Source organism: Pseudomonas sp. PS01298, from assembly GCF_029959745.1.
In the GTDB taxonomy this organism is placed as follows: Bacteria; Pseudomonadota; Gammaproteobacteria; order Pseudomonadales; family Pseudomonadaceae; genus Aquipseudomonas; species Aquipseudomonas aylmerensis.
The window spans coordinates 1-18,417 of record NZ_JASCPP010000116.1; the positions used below are offsets into that span (position 1 = coordinate 1).

The window sequence follows — 18,417 nt, forward strand, 5'->3', positions numbered from 1 at the left end:
GGCTTGCTCGCGAAAGCGGTGTGTCAGTGAAAGATTCTTCAACTGAACCACCGCTTTCGCGAGCAAGCCCGCTCCCACATTGGTCCTGCGGTACTTCAGGGATGGGGTTTCTTGAACACGTAGAACAGGTTCGGCTCGCTGACCAGGTACAACGTGCCCTCGTCATCCATGGCGATCCCCTCGGCCTGCGGCACCCGCTTCTTCAGGCCATGGCGCCCGTTGAGCAGCGACAGGCTGCTCAGCGGGCGACCGTCGATATCCAGCTCCAACACCAGGAACGACTCATCCGAGAGCGCCAGCAAGTGACCGCTGCGCTCGTCGTATTGCAGGCTCGACAGGTCGCGCACAAACAGCCCGGCGTCACGCTTGGGGTTGTTGATCACATGCACCGAGTAGGTTTTTTCCGGCTTGAAATGCGGGAAGCCGTGGACCTCATAGATCAGCATCGGGTCGCGCTCCTTGGCCACGAACAGGCGCTTGCCGACAGAATCGTAGGCCAGCCCCTCGAAGCCCTTGTTGCCACCCACATGCAAGCCCAGGGTCATTTGCTCCGCATCGGCGGCGTCGAGGAATTTGGTGTCGTCATCCACATGCACCTTGATCAGGCGCTGCTGGCGCTCGTCGCTGATGACATAGATGTTGTCACTGATGAACTCCACCGCCTCGGCATCGCCAAATCCCACCAACGGGATACGCCGCAAAATCTTGCCTTGAAGGGACAGCTCAATCAGCTCGGCATTTTTATTGGTGACGGTAAACAGGCTTTTGCGCAGCGGATCGTAGGTGAGGGCCGAGACGTCGTCGTCGAGCCCGTCGATCACCTGGGCTTCCAGGACCACCCGGTAATCGGCCAGGCCGATCGAGCGCTCATCGGTCGGCTGGCGCCAGGCCTGCCAGTTGAACCAGGCGCGCTCGAACAGACGAAAATGCTGCGCAACGGCCCCGGCACTGATCAGGGCGATCAGCGCGAGCACGAAGAATAGAGGTTTGGGGCGGGCAAGTCGGCGCATCGGGCGAGCTCAAAGTCAAAAGTGGCGAATGAATATCACGCCTGTCTGAATTTAAACTTAAACGCGCCCCGGTGTCTGGCTAATGCCGCTGATAGAGAAATATCCGACGTAATTTGTCTGCTATTTCTGTTTTTCGAAACGATAAAACAGATTTGGCTCACTGACCATGTACAACGTGCCGTCCTCGTCCATGGTCACCCCCTCCGCCCGTGGAATGGTTTTCTTCAGCCCGTTGAAACCGCCGAGCAGGGTCATGAAGCTGACTTGCTCGCCCTTTTCATCCAGCTCCAGCAACAGGTGGGAGTCGGCCGAGAGCACCAGCAAGTGCCCGGTACGCGGGTCGACAGCCAGGGCCGAGAGGTTGCGCATGTCCAACTCTTTACTCGCCAGCTTTTGCTTATCGCCCGTCAGGGTCTGGCTGCCATCGCTTTTCCAGGTGAACAACGCCGGTGGACGCTCTTCGCCCAAGATCAACTGCTGGTTGCGCTTGTCCCAGGTGATGCCTTCGAAGGCCTTGTTCTGGTCTTTGGACGGGCCGAGGTCGTACGTCGGGAAATCGGCCTTGTTCAATTGCTGGGTGGTCGCGTCGACCTTGACGATGGTGAGCGTGTGCTGGCGCTCATCGACGACTGCCAGCAGGCCATTTTCCATCACTGTCACGCCTTCCGGATTGTCCCAGCCGTTGAGCGGCATCTTGCGCAGCACATCGCCCTGCAGGCTCAGCTCGGCGAGGAAGGGGTTCTTGCCCATCACGGAAAACAGGGTTTTGGTCTGTGGGTTGTAGGAGACGTCCGAAGCTTCGTCCTTCTCCATGCCAGGCAACAACTTGCCATCGATCACCGCATGGTAATCCGGCAGCCACACACTCTCCTGGCGCTCGGCCGGGGTTTCAAAGCGCTCCAGCACCCACAGCAGGCCGCGATCGTCCCAGTGCATGGCCCAGGAAACGCCGTACACGATCGCCCCCGCCAGGAAAAGCCAGGAATACCAGCGCAAGGCAAAGCGAGAACGCGGCTTGGAAGTAGCAGAGGGCAGAGGCACGGCCATTGAACGCTTTTCCGGAAATTCAGCTTTAGGGATTAGCACAGGATCAACGGGCCCGCGCGCTGGAGGCTGAGGATTATCCGGATGGCGTGTGAAAAAAATGCAAAAACTTGAATTTCAGGCTCCCATAAACACCTGTGGGAGCCGGGCTTGCCCGCGATGAGGGTGGATCAATCAACACTCAAGCTGACTGACACACCGCCATCGCGGGCAAGCCCGGCTCCCACATTGTTGACCGCGCTGGTTAGCGGACGCTGCTTTCGAAGCGGTTTACGCCGGTCAGTTCCAGCACCAGCTCATCACCGACATTCAACGGGCCGACGCCGGCCGGGGTGCCGGTGAGGATCACGTCGCCGGCCTGCAGCGAGAAGCAGCCGGCCATGTGCTGGATCATCGGGATGATCGGGTTGAGCATCTGCGAGCTGTTGCCATCCTGGCGCACTTCGCCATTGATGCTCAGGCGGATGCCGATATCGGTGACGTCCGGGAACGTGCTGCCGACCACAAACGGCGCGATCACCGCCGCGCCGTCGAAGGACTTGGCGATTTCCCACGGCAGGCCCTTGGCTTTCAGCTCGGCCTGCTTGTCGCGCAGGGTCAGGTCCAGGGCCGGGGCGAAGCCGGAAATGGCGTCCAGCACTTCTTCACGGCTGGGCTTGGTCGACAGGGGCTTGCCGATCAGCACCGCGATTTCGGCTTCGTAATGCACCGAACCGCGCTCGGTCGGAATGCTGAAACCGCCTTCAAGCGGTACCACGCAGCTGCCCGGCTTGATGAACAGCAGCGGCTCGGTCGGCACCGGATTATCCAGTTCCTTGGCATGTTCGGCGTAGTTGCGCCCGATACACACCACTTTACCCACAGGAAAGTGGATGTTGGTGCCGTCGACATACTTGTGCTGGTAGCTCATGGAACGACTCCTTCAGGGCGATTAAACAGCGAAGATCTTGCCGGGGTTCATGATCCCGTTCGGGTCGAACACCGCCTTGACGGCCTTCATGTATTCGATTTCAACCGGCGAACGGCTGTAGGTCAGGTAGTCGCGCTTGGTCATGCCCACGCCATGCTCGGCGGAGATCGAGCCGTTGTACTTCTCGACGGTCTCGAACACCCACTTGTTGACGGTGGCGCACTTGGCGAAGAACTCATCCTTGCTGAGGTTTTCCGGCTTGAGGATGTTCAAGTGCAGGTTGCCGTCGCCGATGTGACCGAACCAGACGATTTCGAAGTCCGGGTAGTGTTCACCGACGATCGCATCAATTTCTTTCAAGAACGCCGGCACTTTGGAGACAGTCACCGAGATATCATTCTTGTATGGGGTCCAGTGCGAAATCGTCTCGGAGATGTACTCGCGCAGCTTCCACAGGTTGTGCAGCTGGGTTTCGCTCTGGCTCATCACACCGTCCAGCACCCAGCCCTGCTCGACGCAATGCTCGAAGGTTTCCAGCGCATGGTTGGCGACTTCTTCGGTGGTGGCTTCAAATTCCAGCAACGCGTAGAACGGGCATTCGGTGTCGAACGGCGCCGGCACGTCGCCACGGCCCATGACCTTGGCCAGGGCCTTGTCGGAAAAGAATTCGAAGGCCGTCAGGTCCAGCTTGCTCTGGAACGCATGCAGTACCGGCATGATCGAGTCGAAATCGGTAGTACCGAGCACCATGGCGGTGAGGTTTTTCGGCGCCCGGTCCAGGCGCATGGTGGCTTCGACCACAAAGCCCAGGGTGCCTTCAGCGCCGATGAACAGCTGGCGCATGTCGTAGCCGGTGGCGTTCTTGATCAGGTCGCGGTTCAGCTCCAGTACGTCGCCCTTGCCGGTGACGACTTTCATGCCGGCCACCCAGTTACGGGTCATGCCGTAGCGAATGACCTTGATCCCGCCAGCATTGGTGCCGATATTGCCGCCAATCTGGCTGGAACCGGACGACGCGAAGTCCACCGGGTAGTACAGGCCTTTCTCTTCGGCGGCGTTCTGCAATTGCTTGGTGACTACGCCCGGCTGGCACACGGCGGTGCGGTCGGTGAGGTTGAGGTCGAGGATCTGGTTCATGTAGTCGAACGACACCACCACCTCGCCATTCGCCGCCACGGCAGCGGCCGACAGCCCGGTACGACCACCGGACGGCACCAGCGCGACCTTGTGTGCATTGGCCCAACGAACGATAGCCTGCACCTGCTCGATGGTCTTGGGGAACACGATGGCGGTCGGCGCAGGGGCGAAGTGCTTGGTCCAATCCTTGCCGTAAGCCTCGAGGGAGTCGGCATCGGTCAGCACTTTGCCGGGCTCAACCAGGGTCTTTAGCTCATCAATCAGGGCAGGATGGGTCATCGACAGAACTCTCGAACAATTCATGGTCATCCTGAGAACGCTTCACGTCGCAGGAATGAGTGTTTAGCGGGGCGCGTATGCTAGCATACCGCCCCCGCAGGACAGAGCCCAAGGGCGTTTCTGCGGTGACGGCTTTCCTGCCGTCCGGGTCAGCTTAAGCGATCCGATTCCCTGCCATTTTTCTCCGGGATACAGGTTTACGCAGATGAGCAAGACTTCTCTCGATAAGAGCAAGATCAAGTTCCTTCTTCTGGAAGGCGTCCACCCATCGGCCGTCGACGTTCTGAAGGCCGCCGGGTACTCCAGCATTGAGTACATCACCAGTTCTCTGCCGGAAGCCCAGCTCAAGGAAAAGATCGCCGACGCGCACTTTATCGGCATTCGCTCCCGCACTCAGCTGACCGAAGAGATCTTCGACCACGCCAAGAAACTCGTGGCGGTCGGCTGTTTCTGCATCGGCACCAACCAGGTCGACCTCAATGCAGCGCGCGAGCGCGGCATCGCGGTGTTCAACGCCCCGTACTCCAACACCCGTTCCGTCGCGGAACTGGTGCTGGCCGAGGCGATCCTGCTGTTGCGCGGTATCCCTGAGAAGAACGCTTCCTGCCACCGTGGCGGCTGGATCAAGAGCGCAGCCAACTCCTTCGAAATCCGGGGCAAGAAGCTGGGTATCGTCGGTTACGGCTCGATCGGCACCCAACTGTCGGTCCTGGCTGAAGGCCTGGGCATGCAGGTGTTCTTCTACGACACCCTGACCAAGCTGCCGTTGGGCAACGCCACCCAAGTGGCGAGCCTGACCGAGCTGCTGGGCATGTCCGATATCGTCACCCTGCACGTGCCGGAAACCGCTGAGACCCAGTGGATGATCGGCGAGAAGGAAATCCGCGCCATTAAGAAAGGCGGCATCCTGATCAACGCTGCACGCGGCACCGTGGTCGAGCTGGACGCCCTGGCCGACGCGATCAAGGACAAGCACCTGATCGGCGCCGCCATTGACGTGTTCCCGGTGGAGCCACGCTCCAACGACGACATCTTCGAAAGCCCGCTGCGTGGCCTGGATAACGTGATCCTGACCCCGCACATCGGCGGTTCCACCGCTGAAGCCCAAGCCAACATCGGCCTGGAAGTGTCGGAGAAGCTGGTCAAGTACAGCGACAACGGTACGTCGGTGTCCTCCGTCAACTTCCCGGAAGTGGCGCTGCCGGCTCACCCTGGCAAGCACCGTCTGCTGCACATCCACCAGAACATCCCTGGCGTGATGATGGAGATCAACAAGGTCTTCGCGGAAAACGGCATCAACATCTCCGGTCAGTTCCTGCAGACCAACGAGAAGGTTGGCTACGTGGTGATCGACGTCGACGCCGAGTACTCGGACCTGGCACAAGAGAAGCTGCAGCACATCAACGGCACGATTCGTAGCCGCGTGTTGTTCTAACGCTGCAAACGCTGCACAAAAAAATGGGAGACCCGCAGGGGTCTCCCATTTTTTTGTCTGAACAAATCTTACTTGACGTTAACCGTGATGACTTTCGACGCTACAGTCGGGTTGAACTGCATGTGCAGTTTGTCGCCAGCTACGAGTTGCAGCGTGTGCTTGCCTGGGGTGAGGGTCAGTTCGGTTTCGGTCTGGGCCTTGCCGTAGTGAATCACGGTGTCGGTGGCGGGAATCGGCACGCTGGCGTCAGGCAGTTCTTTCTGGTCGACCAGCAGATGGTGGTGGCCGGTACCTGGATCCTGGCTGGTAGCCGGAGCCAGTTTCAGACCTTCCATGCCGAATTTTACGGTAAAGGTTTTATCCACGGTGGCGCCGTCTTTTGGCGACACGATAAATACCTTGGCGCCTTCAGGTGGCGCGCTGCGCGGGATACCGTCGGCGGCAGTGGCCAACATCGAAGCACCCAGCAGCAGGCTGGCCAGGGTGGCACGGGACAATAAGGCTTTCATTCGCTTCTCCAGTTTTTCCAGGAAATCTGTTCGGTTATGACAACTTAGCGACAAATTGCTGTCCAAGGCACTCAACACCATAGCAAAGCGATGCTGAACGGCGCCTCGCACATTCGAAATCTCTAGGAGTGACCATGCGCTTTTCGCCTGGCCTGTTACTTTTGCTTCCCCTCATGAGCCCTTTGGCTCACGCCGAACTGGTTGATGATGTGTTTGATCGCGGCGAACTGCGCATCGCGCTCGAAGCCAACACCCCGCCGTTCAACTTCAAGGAAGGCGACAAACTCACCGGCTTCGAAGTGGAACTTGGCGAGCAATTGGCCAAGGAAATGGATGTACGCCCCTCGTTCATCACCACCGATGACACCGACCTGCTGCCAGGCGTGGCAACCGGCAAGTACGACGTGGCCATCAACCATATCGCTATGACTGCCGAGCTGCAGGATCGTTTCGATTTCAGCGAGGCTTACCTCGAAAAGCCGCAGCTGGCGATTCCCTTCCAGAAGGGCAACCCGGCGTTCAAGGCGAGCCTGGACAAGGCGTTGCAGCGCGTGAAAGCCGATGGCCGATTGAATGCGCTGACCCAGAAGTGGCTGGAACCCCAATTGTAGGAGCCGGCTTGCTGGCGATAGCAGTCACCTCATTCTGCAGCTGATTCACCGCGGTCGCCGGCAGCCGGGTCCTACAGGTGATTCAGCGCCTGGGCCGCTTCGGGTAGTTCCAGCTCACTGAACACCTGCACCCCATGCTGCCTGAGCAGCGCCGCGGTCACGCCTTCGCCGCTGACTTTCACGCCGGTAAAGCTGCCGTCGTAGGTCAGCAGGTTGCCGCAGGATGGGCTATTGGCCTTGAGGATGGCGATGCGGATGTTGTGGCGCTGCACCAGCGCCAGGGCCTGGCGGGCGCCGTCGAGGAAGGCGGCGCTGAAGTCCTCGCCCTCGGCCGTCAGCACTTGGGCGCGCCCTTCCCACACATCGACGCCCTGCCCACCCGCAATCTCGGCCGCCGGGCGCGGCGTGGGCAGGCCACCCGAGACCTCGGGGCAGATCGCAACCACACGGCCTTCGGCCTGCCATGCCGCCAGTTGGTCGAACGGCCCGCTGGCCCCGCCGTCATAGCGCACCTTGTGGCCAAGCAGGCAGCGACTGATCAGAATCTTGTGCATGATTAAAACGGCTCGTTGCCCCGCCGGCGAAACCAGCCGGTGAGGGACAGGCGTTCGCGCGTGGCGGGCATGACTTCGTGGGGCACCTCGCCCGACAGGAACACCACCAGGCAACCGCCGGTGGGCACCACATCGTATTCGACGCCGTCCTTGAGGTACATGCGTAACTGGCCACCGTGCTCGGGCAGCCAGGCGTCGTTCAGGTAGATCACCGCCGAGACCATGCGTCGGTCATCGTCCCGGAAACGGTCGAGGTGCTTGAGGTAAAACGCCCCCGGCGGGTACATCGCGAAGTGGCTTTCGAAATCTTCCAGGCCCAGGAACAGGCTGCGGTTCATCGCCAGGCGCAGGCTGTCCATCAACCCCATATAACGGTCGCAGACCGCCGCATCCCCCTCCTCCAACCACTGGATATGGTCACCGCGAATGCCCTCGCGAATCTCCTGGGCCGGCCCGCGACCGACTGCCGCCGGGGCCAATTCACCTTCGGCCGCACGTTTACGGCACTCAGCCGCCAGTTCCAGGGTCAGAGCCTGGGGCAGGAAGCCGTTCTGCTGCGACCAGCCTTTTTCGGCCAGGTCATCAACGATGCGTTGCAGCAGGGGGTGATCGAGGGGTATTTGCATGGCGCGCATAGTATCCATACGCCTGGGAATCCGACAGAGCCGCCGAGCGTCTGAACACACTTTAGTCAGGTGACCGATAGGATTTCTCGACAAATCCTACGCCCGACACGGACAATAGTGGCCGACTGACAGGAGTCCATATGCGTCGTTTGTTTTTTTCCTTGCTGATGTTCTGCGTTTTGCCCGCTTGGGCAGACGGCCATGACCAGTTGTACAAGGTCGCCGGCTGGGCCGAACAACGTGCGCATTTCAATGACGCCCTCAGTGCCGCCCAGCAACGCTACCGCAATAGCCTGCCGCCGGCGGTGTACCAGGCGCTGGTCGACAACAGCAATAAACGCTTTGCCGCCCAGGCCATGGACCAGCGTGCCGAGGCGCAATTGCGCAAGAACCTCGCCGACCCTGCGCCTGCCCTGGCGTTTTTCCAATCGCCGCTGGGCCGCAAGATCGTCGCCGCCGAGTTGCTCGCGACCCGCCGCGACCAGTTGGCCAAAAACGCCCAGGGCCTGCCACACATCGAAGCCGACGCCACTCGCAGCCTGATCATCGGCCACCTGGCGCAAGCCCTGCCGGCACGCGAGGCCGGTGCGGAAGTCAGCCTGGCCATCGCCGGCGTCGCCGCCGACAGCCTGAGCCAAATGATCCCCGGCCTGCTGGGCGGTGGTCAGGCCCAGGGCATGTTGAACGGCCAGCGCGAGCGGCTGATGCAACAGATCGGCAATGACTTGAACAATACGTTGCTGTACGTCTACCGGGACTTGTCCGACCCTGAGCTGGAAGAATTCGCCACCTTTGCTGAATCGCCCCAGGGCAAGGCGTATTACCAGGCCGCCCTGGCAGCCATTCGCGCAGGCCTGGCGGTGGGCCAAAGCACTTCCAGCCTGGCCCCCTGACCCTCTGTAGGACCTGGCTTCAGCTCAGGTGGCGGGTCAGAAAGCTGAAGTACTCCTGGCGAATCTCGGGAATCTCGTTCGCCAGGTGATGCCTGCCCCGCGCCAGCATCAATACCTCGGGCTGGTCGAACTTGCCGCGCAGCACCTGCAAGTTGTGCTGCCAGTCCACCGTCATGTCTTCCTCACCTTGCACAATCACCGGTCGCCGTGGGCTGCGCGGCGCGGCTTCGATGCGCTTGATCCAGCGCGCCAGGGCGCCCACCCACGCGGTGGGCAGTTGGCGGGGCTGCAGCGGATCGGCTTCCAGGAACGGCTTGAAGGCCGGGTCATGAGTGTTGTCGCTGAAGCGCCGCGCAATGCCTTTGACGAATGGGCGCAGCAGGTAATAGCTGACCTGCGACCAACCCCACGCACGCGGCCGCACCAGCGGTGACAGCAGGAAGGTCTTGCCCTGCGCCGGGCTGTCGGCGCCGTGGTTGAGCAGGTGATCGACCACCACCGCGCCGCCGGTGCTTTGCCCGAACAAGTGCCAGGGTTGCGGCAACTGCAGGGCCCGAGCCTGCTCGAACAGCGCCTGCACCACGTGCTGGTACACGGCGAAATCATCGATGCTGGCGCGCGCGCCACTGGATAACCCATGGCCCGGCAAGTCGCAGGCGATGACCACAAAGCCCTGGTCCAACGCCCACTCCACCACATGGCGATACAGGCCCATATGGTCGTAGAACCCGTGGAACATGAACATCGTCGCCACCGGCTGCGGCGGCCACCACACCTGCGCGACCACCGCAAACCCATCGACCTCGAAACGCCCCAGCCGGCTTACCGCCGGCACTTTGCGCGCCGCCAGGTCCAGGCCGTAGAAGCGCTGGTAGACCCGCGCCTCGGCGCTGAGCGGTTGCGCATCCACCAGGGGCCGCAAGCTTTCGCGCAGATGATCAGGGTCAAAGGTAACGGGCATAAAGGGTTCCAGACTGACGGTGAAGATGAATATCGAGCTGCGATATTCATCTGTCAGGACAAGCATGGCAAGCTACGCGACCTGCGAGGATAGATCTGAATGCGACAGCCTTACCGTACCGCCCTGTTCGCCAGCCTGATCCTGATCATCTGCGCCGGTGTGCTGTGGGCGGCCTATGACTGGTTCCAGGGCCGCTACCTGCGCGCGTTCAGCGAACACACGGCGGTGTTCTCCGGCGACGCCCTGCGCCTGCCCGCCGAACTCGCCGGCACGGGCCCGATCCGCCTGGTGCACTTCTGGGACCCGGCCTGCCCCTGCAACGTCGGCAACCAGCAGCACCTGGGCGAATTGATCGAGCAGTACGCGCCCCAAGGCGTGGAATTCTATGCCCTGCAAAAACCTGGCAGCCACGGCCGGTTGCCCGACAACCTGCGCAAGATGAAAACCCTGACCGCCCTGCCCGGTGCCGACCAAGTACCGGCCAGCCCTGCGGTGGGCATTTGGGATCGCACCGGCAAGCTTGCGTATTTCGGCCCCTACAGCGAGGGGCTCACGTGCAATTCGAGCAACAGCTTCATCGAGCCGATCCTGAAGGCCCTGGACAGCGGACGTGAAGTGAATGCCACGCACACCCTGGCGGTGGGCTGCTATTGCGCATGGAGCAAAGCGCCAAACTGAACGCAGGCTGTTCAACGGGCAAACTCCAATCACCCGGTCAACCGGCTGCTGTATCGTACGTTTTCGCAGAGAGTGTAAGCGTAGGAATACATGAGCCAGTTAACCATCATCCTCTGGATGCTGAACGTTATCGTCGACACCTCCGGCCAGCTGGCCTTCAAGGCCGCCGCGTCGGCCAGTGCCGAGCATGACGGTATCGCCCACTGGAAACACATGCTCAAGCGCCCGTGGATCTGGCTGGGCGTGATCTGCTACGTCTTCGAATTCGTATTGTGGCTGGCGTTCCTGACGCTGGTGCCGTTGTCGGTCGGGGTGATGCTGGGCTCGATCAACATCGTCGTGATCATGATTGCCGGCCGTTTCCTGTTCAAGGAAAGCCTGAGCAAATGGCGGTTGATCGGCATCATGCTGATCGCCTGTGGCGTGACCGTCGTGGGGTTTGAATGATGAAGCGCTTCTATATCCTCGGTTTCCTCGCGCTGATCGTTTTCGACACATTGGCGCAGGTGAGCTTCAAATTCGCCTCGGTGCACGCCGAGCCGCTGACGATGGACGCCGCATGGCTGGTGCGCGTGTTTGGCGCACCGTGGATCTACGGCGCGTTCGTGGGCTACATCGGCGCGTTCTTCACCTGGATGACCTTGCTCAAGTACGCCCCGGTGGGCCCGGCGTTCGCGGCGTCTCACCTGGAGCTGATCAGTGTGACGCTGATCTCCGTGTGGCTGTTCGATGACACCCTGACCCTGCCGAAAATCGTCGGCGGCGCGCTGATTATTGCCGGGATCCTGTGCCTGGCGCGTGGCGAAGACAAAGACAGTCAACAGGTCGAGGTCGAGCCGTCGCAGGCGCCCGCCTCATGACCCGCCGGTGGGAAATCCCACCCACCGCAGGCCTGCCCTTGCGCTGGCGGGATTTGCTCAACCTCTCGGGCGACCTGGCCCCGGCGCTGGCCCGTCAATTTTCGCTGCCACTCCCCGCACTGACCTGCTCCGGCACCGCAGCACTGATTATCGCCCTGCGCGTCTTGCAGCAACGCATGCCCGGCCGCACCCGACTCATCGTGCCGGCCTACACCTGCCCGCTGGTGGCGTTGGCCGCCCACTACTGCCCGCCGCTGCGCGTCGTGCCCTGTGATTTGCAGCCCGACAGCATCGACCTGGACGAGCGGCAACTGGCACAGCTGTGCGATGAAAGCACCTTGGCCGTGGTGGTCACCCACCTGGCCGGGCGCGTGGCGGATGTCGACGCGGCCAAACGCATTGCCGGCGCTGTCGGCGCGGCGATCATTGAAGACGCCGCGCAAGCCATGGGCGCACTCGACGATGGCCGCAGCGTCGGGCTCAAGGGCGATGTGGGGTTTTTCAGCATGGCGCTGGGCAAGGGGCTGACCACGGCCGAAGGCGGCGTGCTGTTCAGTCGCGACCCGGTGCTGCATCAGGCGCTGCACCGCCACTGCCGGCAGGACCTGCCCTTCAGCCTGCGCTGGGAGCTGCAACGCAGCGCCGAACTGTGGGGCTACGCCCTGCTCTATCAACCACGCGGCCTGCATTACGTGTATGGCAACGCGTTGCGCAAGGCGCTGGCCAATGGGGATGAAGTGGCCGCAGTGGGCGATGACTTTTCGGTCTACGACATCCCGCTGCACCGCCTGGGCGGCTATCGCCAGAAGGTCGGCGCGGCGGCACTGGCTCGCCTGCCGGACCACCTGCAACAAGGCCGCGCCCGCGCTTTGCGCCGTGCAGCGCGCTTGAACACCTTGCCCGGCGTCACGGTGATCATGGACAGGCCAGGGCAGCAAGGCACCTGGCCGTTCCTGATGGTGGTGATGCCCTCTGCAGACGCCCGCGATGCGGCCATGGCCTGGCTGTGGACCTCAGGCTTGGGCGTGACCCGCCTGTTTATCCACACCTTGCCGGGCTACGCCGAGGTGCTGCCACTCTTGCAGCCGGGTGGCGATATCACTCGAGCACAGGCCTTCGCTGCCCGCACGCTGTCGATCAGCAACAGCCATTGGCTGAGCGATGCGCTGTTCGAGCAGATAGTCGACCAACTCAAGGTTATCGTCGCCAGGCCTGATTGATGTGCGCCACCAGGCGACTGTTCAGCGCGTTCTGCTGCTGTTGCCAGATCTGCACCTGCGCCTCAGGCAAGGCTTCCTGGCCGTCGGACGCACTCAGCCAGCGCTTGAACCGGCTTTCATAATGGTAGGCCGACACATCGCCGGTGATGTCTGCGCCGATGACCTGGCCCTGGCAGGCGCTGATCAGGTCGGTCAAATGGTGCTCCAGAAACTCACCCTGGTCCCAGTTGGTGTTCACCACCTGCGGGCTCAGCACGTCTTTATCGATGGACAGGTACACCGGCAGCGAGCCGTCAAACTGCGCCAGGAACGCACGCATCAACTCATCCGGGTTGCCGAAGGCGCGGTTGCTGCGACCGGCGCCGATCCAGTTCATCCAACGGGTATCGACGTTGACGTTCCAGTAGGTCAACTTGCGCTTGAGCAGCGGCGACCAGTGATTTTCCCAGGCGTGGCCCAGGCCGATGTCCTGCGAGCCAATGCCGAGTACATGCACATGCTCGACCTGGGGCAAACGGCTGGCCCAGTAGACCCATGAGCCGCAGTGGATACCGAACGGGTAGCGCATGTTGTCCGGGTGATTGTCACAAATGATCAGCTGGAATTTCTGCTGCATCGGCAGGCGGTTCAGCAACAGTTGGCTGAGGTGGTGATAGTCGCCGCTGCCGGTGAACACACAGCCGTAATCGCTGGGCATCTGCGCGCCCAAGGCCGTTTCCAGCGCATTGAATTGCGCCCAGCGACAGCCAAAACGGATCTTTTCCTGCCAGTCCTGCAGCGCCAGGGTGATCGCGCCGGGAATATCACTGACGGCGCCATCGAAGTCCAGAATCAGCGGGGCTCGGTCCAGGTTCATTCGGTTTTCTCCTGGTGCCACTGTCCCTCGCCTTCAAAGTGATGGCGCAATCGCTTGCCGAGCGTGCGCAACAGTGGGTTGCGTATCCACACCAGGTGGCGGGTCAAGGTGAAGTCCGCGCCGAGGCTGGCCTTGACCTGCGGGTCGGTCCAGCCCGCGACATAAAACTTCAGGCCATTGGCCACGGCGTACTCCAGGTTCACGAACCAGCTGACGAAGTACAGGTTGAACTCCAGCGCCTGCGGGTAGTTGAGGCCAATGTACTTGTCGAGCAGCTTGTCACCCTCCACGTAGCACAGGTTGTAGCCGATCAGTTCGTCGCAGTGCCAATAGCAGAACACGCGCCCGTTGCTGTCGGCGTCCCTCAGCAGGCTGCTGAAGAACTCAGGGGTGAGCAGGTCGAAATGGATCTCGCTCTGGTCGTACACCGCCCGGTACAGCCCATACAAATGCGCCAGCCAGGCTTCATCGTTGAAGCGCGCATCGCCGGTGTCGAGGATCTCCACACGCAACGCCTCACGACTGCGCAGCTTGCGTCGGATATTGCGACGCCGGCTGTGGGACAAACGCGCCAGGTACTCATCAATCGTGGTGAAGTTGATCGGCACATACGCCAGCGCCTGGCCCTCAAGGCTGATAAAGCCGCGTCGGGTGCAGTCATCGATCAGCGCTTGCGCGTAGCGGTTGTCCGCCTCGCTGAGCAGTGGGGAGTTGCACGGCACGTCTTTGACGATGGTGAGTTTGCGCTGCGGCGCACACTCATGTTGCAGCCACTGCGCGAGGTCCTCGGGCGCCACCCCCTGGGGCAGCGGCGAGTATTCACTGACGGTGGTGCCCACGAAGCAGCTGTCGATTCGCAGCCAGCGGCTCCAGAAGCGATAGCCGGGCCAACCGCGCACACGCTTGACGAACGCATCGTCGGCGGTGGTCAACAGGTCGAACGGGGTAAAGAAATAGGGCAGGCCCTGGTCCGATAGCCGTGCATCAAAGCCCACCGGCGGGTGCTGCAAAAAGCGCCCGATCAGTGACTGCGCTTCCAGGTTGCACGCGTAGGCAACCTGGGGACGGCTGGAGTCGGGCATCGGTTGCATGGCGCAAGTCATGGCAAAAAGCTCAAAGATGACAGGTGCAATAATAGCCGCTTCGGGGCGTTCCCCACTTGAACCTCGGCTGTCGGCGAGACGCATCAAGATGCAATACCAGCATTTCCCGCAGTGTCCACCAAACCGATTAGACTCCCTTGACCTTCAAGGTGAATGACTCAAGGACCGTCCATGAAACGCAGCCTGACCGTGCTCGCTATCCTGATTGCCGCCCTCCTGGCCGGCGCCGGCTGGTATGTCTACAGCAAGCAGCCGACCCGCCAGGGCACCGAAACACTGGCGAACCTGCAAGGCACGGTCACCGTGCGCTACGACGACCGTGGCGTGCCACACATTCGCGCCGAGAACGAGACCGACCTGTACCGCGCCCTCGGCTACGTGCATGCCCAGGACCGTCTGTTCCAGATGGAAATCATGCGACGCCTGGCGCGCGGCGAGCTGGCCGAGGTGCTCGGCCCCAAGGTGCTGGAGACCGACAAGCTGTTTCGCAGCCTGCGCATTCGCGACCGTGCTGCCACCTACGTGGCGCAGCTGGACCATGAGTCGGCGCACTGGAAGGCACTGCAAGCCTATCTGGACGGCATCAACCAGTATCAGGACAGCCACGCCAGTCCGATGGAATTCGACGTGCTGGGCATCCCCAAGCGGCCGTTCACCGCGGAAGACACCATCAGCGTCGCCGGGTACATGGCCTACAGCTTTGCCGCGGCCTTTCGTACCGAGCCCTTGCTCACTTACGTACGCGACCAGTTGGGCAGCGACTACCTCAAGGTCTTCGACCTGGACTGGCAACCCAAGGGTGCGCTCAACCTGGCCGACAGCGACTGGAAGACCCTCGGCGCCCTCGCCTCCCTGAGCGAGCAGGCCCTGGCGGACAACGGCCTGCCGCAGTTCGAAGGTAGCAACGCCTGGGCCATCAGCGGCAGCCGCACCAAGAGCGGCAAACCGTTGCTGGCGGGTGACCCGCATATCCGCTTCTCGGTCCCGTCGGTGTGGTACGAGGCGCAACTCTCCGCGCCGGGCTTCGAGTTGTACGGTTATCACAACGCGCTGGTGCCGGTGGCCTTCCTGGGGCACAACCTGGACTTCGGCTGGAGCCTGACCATGTTCCAGAACGATGACCTCGACCTGATCGCCGAGAAGGTCAACCCGGACAACGCCAACCAGGTCTGGTACCACGGCCAGTGGGTCGACATGACCCACAGTGAGCAACAGATCGCCGTAAAGGGCCAGGCGCCCGTGACACTGACGCTGCGCCAGTCGCCCCACGGCCCGATCATCAATGACGTGCTTGGCGAGAACGGCGGCAACACGCCGATCGCCATGTGGTGGGCGTTCCTCGATACCCAGAACCCGATCCTCGAAGGCTTCTACCAGCTCAACCGCGCCGACACCCTGGCCAAGGCGCGCGCGGCGGCGGCCAAGGTCTCGGCGCCGGGGCTGAATATCGTGTGGGCAAATGCCAAGGGTGATATCGGCTGGTGGGCGGCGGCGCAATTGCCGATTCGCCCGGCCGGGGTCAATCCTGGGTTTATCCTCGACGGCAGCACGGCACAGGCCGACAAGCTGGGGTTCTACCCCTTCAGCGCCAACCCCCAGGAAGAAAACCCGGCGCGCGGTTATGTGGTGTCCGCCAACGCCCAGCCGGTATCGCCCACCGGCATGGAGATCGCCGGTTATTACAACCTCGCCGACCGTGGCCAGCAGTTGAACACGCAGTTGAGCGACAAGAGCGTGAAGTGGGACGTGAACAACAGCCAGGCGTTGCAGCTCGGCACCACCACCGCCTTCGGCCCACGCCTGTTGGCACCGCTGCTGCCGGTGCTGCGCGAAGTGGTCAAGGACCCGGCGCAGCTGAAACTGGTGGAGCAGTTGGCCACGTGGAAAGGCGATTACCCGCTGGACTCTACCAACGCTACGCTGTTCAACCAGTTCCTGTTCAACCTGGCCGACGCTACCTTCCACCCGAAACTGGGCGATGGCATGTTCAAGACCCTGCTCGGCACCCGCGTGATCGACGCCGCCTTGCCTCGCCTCGCGGCCAGTGCCGACTCGCCGTGGTGGGACGGCAAGCGCGCCGACACGGTCAAGCTCGCCTGGGACAACAGCCTCGCGCACCTCAAGGCGACCTTCGGCGATGACCCGAGCCAGTGGCAGTGGGGCAAGGCGCACACCCTCACCCATGGCCACCCGCTGGGCTCGCAGAAGCCATTGGACCTGATCGTCAACGTCGGCCCCTTCCCGGCCCCCGGCACCCACGAAGTGCCGAACAACCAGTCGGCGAACATCGGCCCGGCGCCGTGGCCAGTCACGTACGGCCCGTCGACCCGTCGCCTGATCGACTTCGCCGACGTGGCCCACGCTCTCACCATCAACCCGGTCGGGCAAAGCGGCGTGCCGTTCGACAAGCACTACGGCGACCAGGCAGAAACCTACATCGAAGGGGGCTACGAGCAGGCGCATTTCAGTGACGAGGAAGTCACCGCCAATACGCGCGGCACGTTGAAGCTGCTCCCTGCCAGATAACCGCGATCACGGTGGGAGCTGGCTTGCCTGCGATTGCATCACCTCGGTTTCAGCGATGGACCGAGGTGCCTGTATCGCAGGCAAGCCAGCTCCCACAGGTCGACCCACGCTCAACCCCCTCAAACCGGCGCCGCAAAGTTGAGCCGGAACTGTTGCGGCGTCACGCCCAGCCGGCGGTTGAACACACTGCGCATGTGCTGCGCGTCGCGAAACCCGCATTGGTAGGCGACCGTCTTCAACGGCGCCGGGCTGCTTTCAAGCATCACCCGCGCCGCATCCACCCGCGCCCGCTCGACAAACTCCGCCGGAGTGATCCGCGCCTCACGGGCGAACACCCGCGAGAAGTTGCGCGCGCTCATGTTGGCAGCCTTGGCCAGGTCGGCGATGCCCAGGTCTCCGGTCAGGTTGGCCAGCACGTACAACTGCACCAGCGCCACCGCCGAGGTACTTTCAGCGTGAGGCGTCAGGAACGGGCTGAACTGCGATTGCCCGCCAGAACGCTGGGTGAACACCACCAGGCGCTTGGCCACACTCAAGGCCACCTCCGGTCCGTGGTCCTGGGCCAGCAGGTACAACGACAAATCGATACCCGCCGTGACCCCGGCCGAGGTGTAGAGGTTGCCATCCTGCACATACAGCCGATCGGCCTCGACCTGGGCCGAGGGGCACAACCGCGCCAGGTCGGCGGCATCATTCCAGTGGGTGGTGACGGTCTTGCCCTCCAGCAGTCCGGCGCGGGCCAGCATGAACGCACCATTGCAGATCGAACCATAGCGTTGCGCCCGGCCAGCGGCGGCGCGCAGCCAATCATCGAACGCCGGGCCGAAATCCTCGAACGGCAATTGCGGGCCACCGGCTACCAGCAGCAGGTCATAGGCCTGCAGCGCCTCGCTGTAATGCCGGTGGGCCTGCAATGACAGGCCGTTGGAGGCGGCCATCGTGCCGTGGCCAAAACCGATGACTTCCAGTTGGTAATGATCCGGCGGCGCCAGAAAACGGTTGGCCTCGCAGAACACATCCATGGGGCCGGTCACGTCCAGAGACTGGACGCCGGGGAAGATCAGGATGGCGACGGTTTTGCCCATGGGTGGTAAGCCTTGATTAACTGAATGAACACAAATCCCCTGTGGGAGCGGGCTTGCTCGCGAATACGGTATGTCAGTTGATACAGGTGTTGACTGAATCACCGCATTCGCGAGCAAGCC

At 62.1% G+C, this 18,417-nt stretch carries 19 protein-coding genes; 8 read left to right on the forward strand and 11 right to left on the reverse strand.

What is annotated here, in order from left to right; translation table 11 throughout:
• Positions 1-95: 95 nt before the first annotated feature.
• The 4 genes from QMX97_RS27170 to QMX97_RS27185 all read right to left on the reverse strand — a co-directional run bounded on the left by QMX97_RS27170 (position 96) and on the right by QMX97_RS27185 (position 4,380).
• A complete protein-coding gene (locus QMX97_RS27170; protein ID WP_065902246.1) occupies positions 96-1,010 on the reverse strand; it encodes an SdiA-regulated domain-containing protein in 915 nt (304 codons plus the stop codon).
• A gap of 120 nt (positions 1,011-1,130) precedes the next feature.
• Complete coding sequence (locus QMX97_RS27175; RefSeq protein WP_213551259.1) at positions 1,131-2,057, reverse strand: SdiA-regulated domain-containing protein; 927 nt, start codon at positions 2,055-2,057, stop codon at positions 1,131-1,133.
• Between the two features lie 241 nt (positions 2,058-2,298).
• Positions 2,299-2,964: a fumarylacetoacetate hydrolase family protein gene (locus tag QMX97_RS27180; RefSeq protein ID WP_065902254.1), complete on the reverse strand. Its 666-nt coding sequence runs from the start codon at positions 2,962-2,964 to the stop codon at positions 2,299-2,301.
• Positions 2,965-2,985: 21 nt separating this feature from the next.
• On the reverse strand, positions 2,986-4,380 hold the full coding sequence (locus QMX97_RS27185; RefSeq protein WP_065902256.1) for an FAD-binding oxidoreductase: 1,395 nt from the start codon (positions 4,378-4,380) through the stop codon (positions 2,986-2,988).
• Positions 4,381-4,585: 205 nt separating this feature from the next.
• Here QMX97_RS27185 and serA point away from each other — a divergent pair, with 205 nt between their 5' ends.
• On the forward strand, positions 4,586-5,815 hold the full coding sequence (serA, locus tag QMX97_RS27190) for a phosphoglycerate dehydrogenase (RefSeq protein WP_065902258.1): 1,230 nt from the start codon (positions 4,586-4,588) through the stop codon (positions 5,813-5,815).
• A gap of 68 nt (positions 5,816-5,883) precedes the next feature.
• Here serA and QMX97_RS27195 read toward each other — a convergent pair whose 3' ends face one another.
• Positions 5,884-6,324 carry a DUF4399 domain-containing protein gene (locus QMX97_RS27195; protein WP_065902261.1) on the reverse strand — a complete coding sequence of 147 codons (441 nt, stop codon included), beginning with the start codon at positions 6,322-6,324 and terminating at the stop codon, positions 5,884-5,886.
• Between the two features lie 134 nt (positions 6,325-6,458).
• On the opposite strand from QMX97_RS27195, the gene QMX97_RS27200 reads away from it, so the two are divergent.
• Positions 6,459-6,935, forward strand: coding sequence for a transporter substrate-binding domain-containing protein (locus tag QMX97_RS27200; RefSeq protein ID WP_065902263.1), 477 nt, complete (start codon positions 6,459-6,461; stop codon positions 6,933-6,935).
• A 71-nt stretch (positions 6,936-7,006) separates the two neighbouring features.
• Here QMX97_RS27200 and QMX97_RS27205 read toward each other — a convergent pair whose 3' ends face one another.
• Both QMX97_RS27205 and QMX97_RS27210 read right to left on the reverse strand, forming a co-directional pair.
• On the reverse strand, positions 7,007-7,489 hold the full coding sequence (locus QMX97_RS27205) for a DUF523 domain-containing protein (protein ID WP_065902264.1): 483 nt from the start codon (positions 7,487-7,489) through the stop codon (positions 7,007-7,009).
• 2 nt (positions 7,490-7,491) lie between these two features.
• Complete coding sequence (locus tag QMX97_RS27210) at positions 7,492-8,124, reverse strand: 2OG-Fe(II) oxygenase (RefSeq protein WP_065902265.1); 633 nt, start codon at positions 8,122-8,124, stop codon at positions 7,492-7,494.
• Between the two features lie 131 nt (positions 8,125-8,255).
• On the opposite strand from QMX97_RS27210, the gene QMX97_RS27215 reads away from it, so the two are divergent.
• Entirely contained in the window at positions 8,256-9,008 is a 753-nt protein-coding gene (locus QMX97_RS27215) for a DUF2059 domain-containing protein (protein WP_065902266.1), read from the forward strand.
• 19 nt (positions 9,009-9,027) lie between these two features.
• Here the strand turns inward: QMX97_RS27215 and QMX97_RS27220 are convergent, their stop codons facing one another.
• Complete coding sequence (locus tag QMX97_RS27220; RefSeq protein WP_282397920.1) at positions 9,028-9,969, reverse strand: alpha/beta hydrolase; 942 nt, start codon at positions 9,967-9,969, stop codon at positions 9,028-9,030.
• Between the two features lie 99 nt (positions 9,970-10,068).
• Here QMX97_RS27220 and QMX97_RS27225 point away from each other — a divergent pair, with 99 nt between their 5' ends.
• The 4 genes from QMX97_RS27225 to QMX97_RS27240 all read left to right on the forward strand — a co-directional run bounded on the left by QMX97_RS27225 (position 10,069) and on the right by QMX97_RS27240 (position 12,727).
• Positions 10,069-10,647, forward strand: coding sequence for a DUF6436 domain-containing protein (locus QMX97_RS27225; protein ID WP_201146087.1), 579 nt, complete (start codon positions 10,069-10,071; stop codon positions 10,645-10,647).
• Positions 10,648-10,737: 90 nt separating this feature from the next.
• A complete protein-coding gene (locus tag QMX97_RS27230; protein ID WP_065902270.1) occupies positions 10,738-11,094 on the forward strand; it encodes an EamA family transporter in 357 nt (118 codons plus the stop codon).
• Positions 11,094-11,507 (forward strand): EamA family transporter, encoded by a 414-nt coding sequence (locus QMX97_RS27235; protein ID WP_282397921.1) that lies wholly within the window; start codon positions 11,094-11,096, stop codon positions 11,505-11,507. The genes QMX97_RS27230 and QMX97_RS27235 overlap by 1 nt, the downstream gene beginning before the upstream one ends.
• Complete coding sequence (locus tag QMX97_RS27240) at positions 11,504-12,727, forward strand: DegT/DnrJ/EryC1/StrS family aminotransferase (protein ID WP_282397922.1); 1,224 nt, start codon at positions 11,504-11,506, stop codon at positions 12,725-12,727. The genes QMX97_RS27235 and QMX97_RS27240 overlap by 4 nt, the downstream gene beginning before the upstream one ends.
• On the opposite strand, the gene QMX97_RS27245 is transcribed toward QMX97_RS27240, so the two are convergent.
• Together QMX97_RS27245 and QMX97_RS27250 are read right to left on the reverse strand one after the other, a co-directional pair.
• Positions 12,705-13,583: a hypothetical protein gene (locus QMX97_RS27245; protein WP_282397923.1), complete on the reverse strand. Its 879-nt coding sequence runs from the start codon at positions 13,581-13,583 to the stop codon at positions 12,705-12,707. The genes QMX97_RS27240 and QMX97_RS27245 overlap by 23 nt on opposite strands.
• On the reverse strand, positions 13,580-14,686 hold the full coding sequence (locus QMX97_RS27250; RefSeq protein ID WP_282397924.1) for a GNAT family N-acetyltransferase: 1,107 nt from the start codon (positions 14,684-14,686) through the stop codon (positions 13,580-13,582). Before QMX97_RS27250 ends, QMX97_RS27245 begins: the two co-directional genes overlap by 4 nt.
• 171 nt (positions 14,687-14,857) lie before the next feature.
• Between QMX97_RS27250 and QMX97_RS27255 the strand changes: the two genes are divergently transcribed.
• Positions 14,858-17,212, forward strand: a complete 2,355-nt coding sequence (locus QMX97_RS27255; RefSeq protein ID WP_282397925.1) for a penicillin acylase family protein — start codon at positions 14,858-14,860, stop codon at positions 17,210-17,212.
• Between the two features lie 119 nt (positions 17,213-17,331).
• Here QMX97_RS27255 and QMX97_RS27260 read toward each other — a convergent pair whose 3' ends face one another.
• Positions 17,332-18,297 (reverse strand): GlxA family transcriptional regulator, encoded by a 966-nt coding sequence (locus QMX97_RS27260; RefSeq protein WP_282397926.1) that lies wholly within the window; start codon positions 18,295-18,297, stop codon positions 17,332-17,334.
• Between the last annotated feature and the right edge of the window lie 120 nt (positions 18,298-18,417).

What these genes read in the sequence shown, in the direction of transcription:
- QMX97_RS27170 (WP_065902246.1), bottom strand. Translation starts at nt 1,010, where the DNA reads ATGCGCCGACTTGCCCGCCCCAAACCTCTATTCTTCGTGCTCGCGCTG.
- QMX97_RS27240 (WP_282397922.1), top strand. Translation starts at nt 11,504, where the DNA reads ATGACCCGCCGGTGGGAAATCCCACCCACCGCAGGCCTGCCCTTGCGC.
- QMX97_RS27195 (WP_065902261.1), bottom strand. Translation starts at nt 6,324, where the DNA reads ATGAAAGCCTTATTGTCCCGTGCCACCCTGGCCAGCCTGCTGCTGGGT.
- QMX97_RS27180 (WP_065902254.1), bottom strand. Translation starts at nt 2,964, where the DNA reads ATGAGCTACCAGCACAAGTATGTCGACGGCACCAACATCCACTTTCCT.
- QMX97_RS27205 (WP_065902264.1), bottom strand. Translation starts at nt 7,489, where the DNA reads ATGCACAAGATTCTGATCAGTCGCTGCCTGCTTGGCCACAAGGTGCGC.
- QMX97_RS27175 (WP_213551259.1), bottom strand. Translation starts at nt 2,057, where the DNA reads ATGGCCGTGCCTCTGCCCTCTGCTACTTCCAAGCCGCGTTCTCGCTTT.
- QMX97_RS27220 (WP_282397920.1), bottom strand. Translation starts at nt 9,969, where the DNA reads ATGCCCGTTACCTTTGACCCTGATCATCTGCGCGAAAGCTTGCGGCCC.
- QMX97_RS27225 (WP_201146087.1), top strand. Translation starts at nt 10,069, where the DNA reads ATGCGACAGCCTTACCGTACCGCCCTGTTCGCCAGCCTGATCCTGATC.
- QMX97_RS27260 (WP_282397926.1), bottom strand. Translation starts at nt 18,297, where the DNA reads ATGGGCAAAACCGTCGCCATCCTGATCTTCCCCGGCGTCCAGTCTCTG.
- QMX97_RS27210 (WP_065902265.1), bottom strand. Translation starts at nt 8,124, where the DNA reads ATGCGCGCCATGCAAATACCCCTCGATCACCCCCTGCTGCAACGCATC.
- QMX97_RS27215 (WP_065902266.1), top strand. Translation starts at nt 8,256, where the DNA reads ATGCGTCGTTTGTTTTTTTCCTTGCTGATGTTCTGCGTTTTGCCCGCT.
- QMX97_RS27255 (WP_282397925.1), top strand. Translation starts at nt 14,858, where the DNA reads ATGAAACGCAGCCTGACCGTGCTCGCTATCCTGATTGCCGCCCTCCTG.
- QMX97_RS27245 (WP_282397923.1), bottom strand. Translation starts at nt 13,583, where the DNA reads ATGAACCTGGACCGAGCCCCGCTGATTCTGGACTTCGATGGCGCCGTC.
- QMX97_RS27200 (WP_065902263.1), top strand. Translation starts at nt 6,459, where the DNA reads ATGCGCTTTTCGCCTGGCCTGTTACTTTTGCTTCCCCTCATGAGCCCT.
- QMX97_RS27230 (WP_065902270.1), top strand. Translation starts at nt 10,738, where the DNA reads ATGAGCCAGTTAACCATCATCCTCTGGATGCTGAACGTTATCGTCGAC.
- serA (WP_065902258.1), top strand. Translation starts at nt 4,586, where the DNA reads ATGAGCAAGACTTCTCTCGATAAGAGCAAGATCAAGTTCCTTCTTCTG.
- QMX97_RS27235 (WP_282397921.1), top strand. Translation starts at nt 11,094, where the DNA reads ATGAAGCGCTTCTATATCCTCGGTTTCCTCGCGCTGATCGTTTTCGAC.
- QMX97_RS27185 (WP_065902256.1), bottom strand. Translation starts at nt 4,380, where the DNA reads ATGACCCATCCTGCCCTGATTGATGAGCTAAAGACCCTGGTTGAGCCC.
- QMX97_RS27250 (WP_282397924.1), bottom strand. Translation starts at nt 14,686, where the DNA reads ATGACTTGCGCCATGCAACCGATGCCCGACTCCAGCCGTCCCCAGGTT.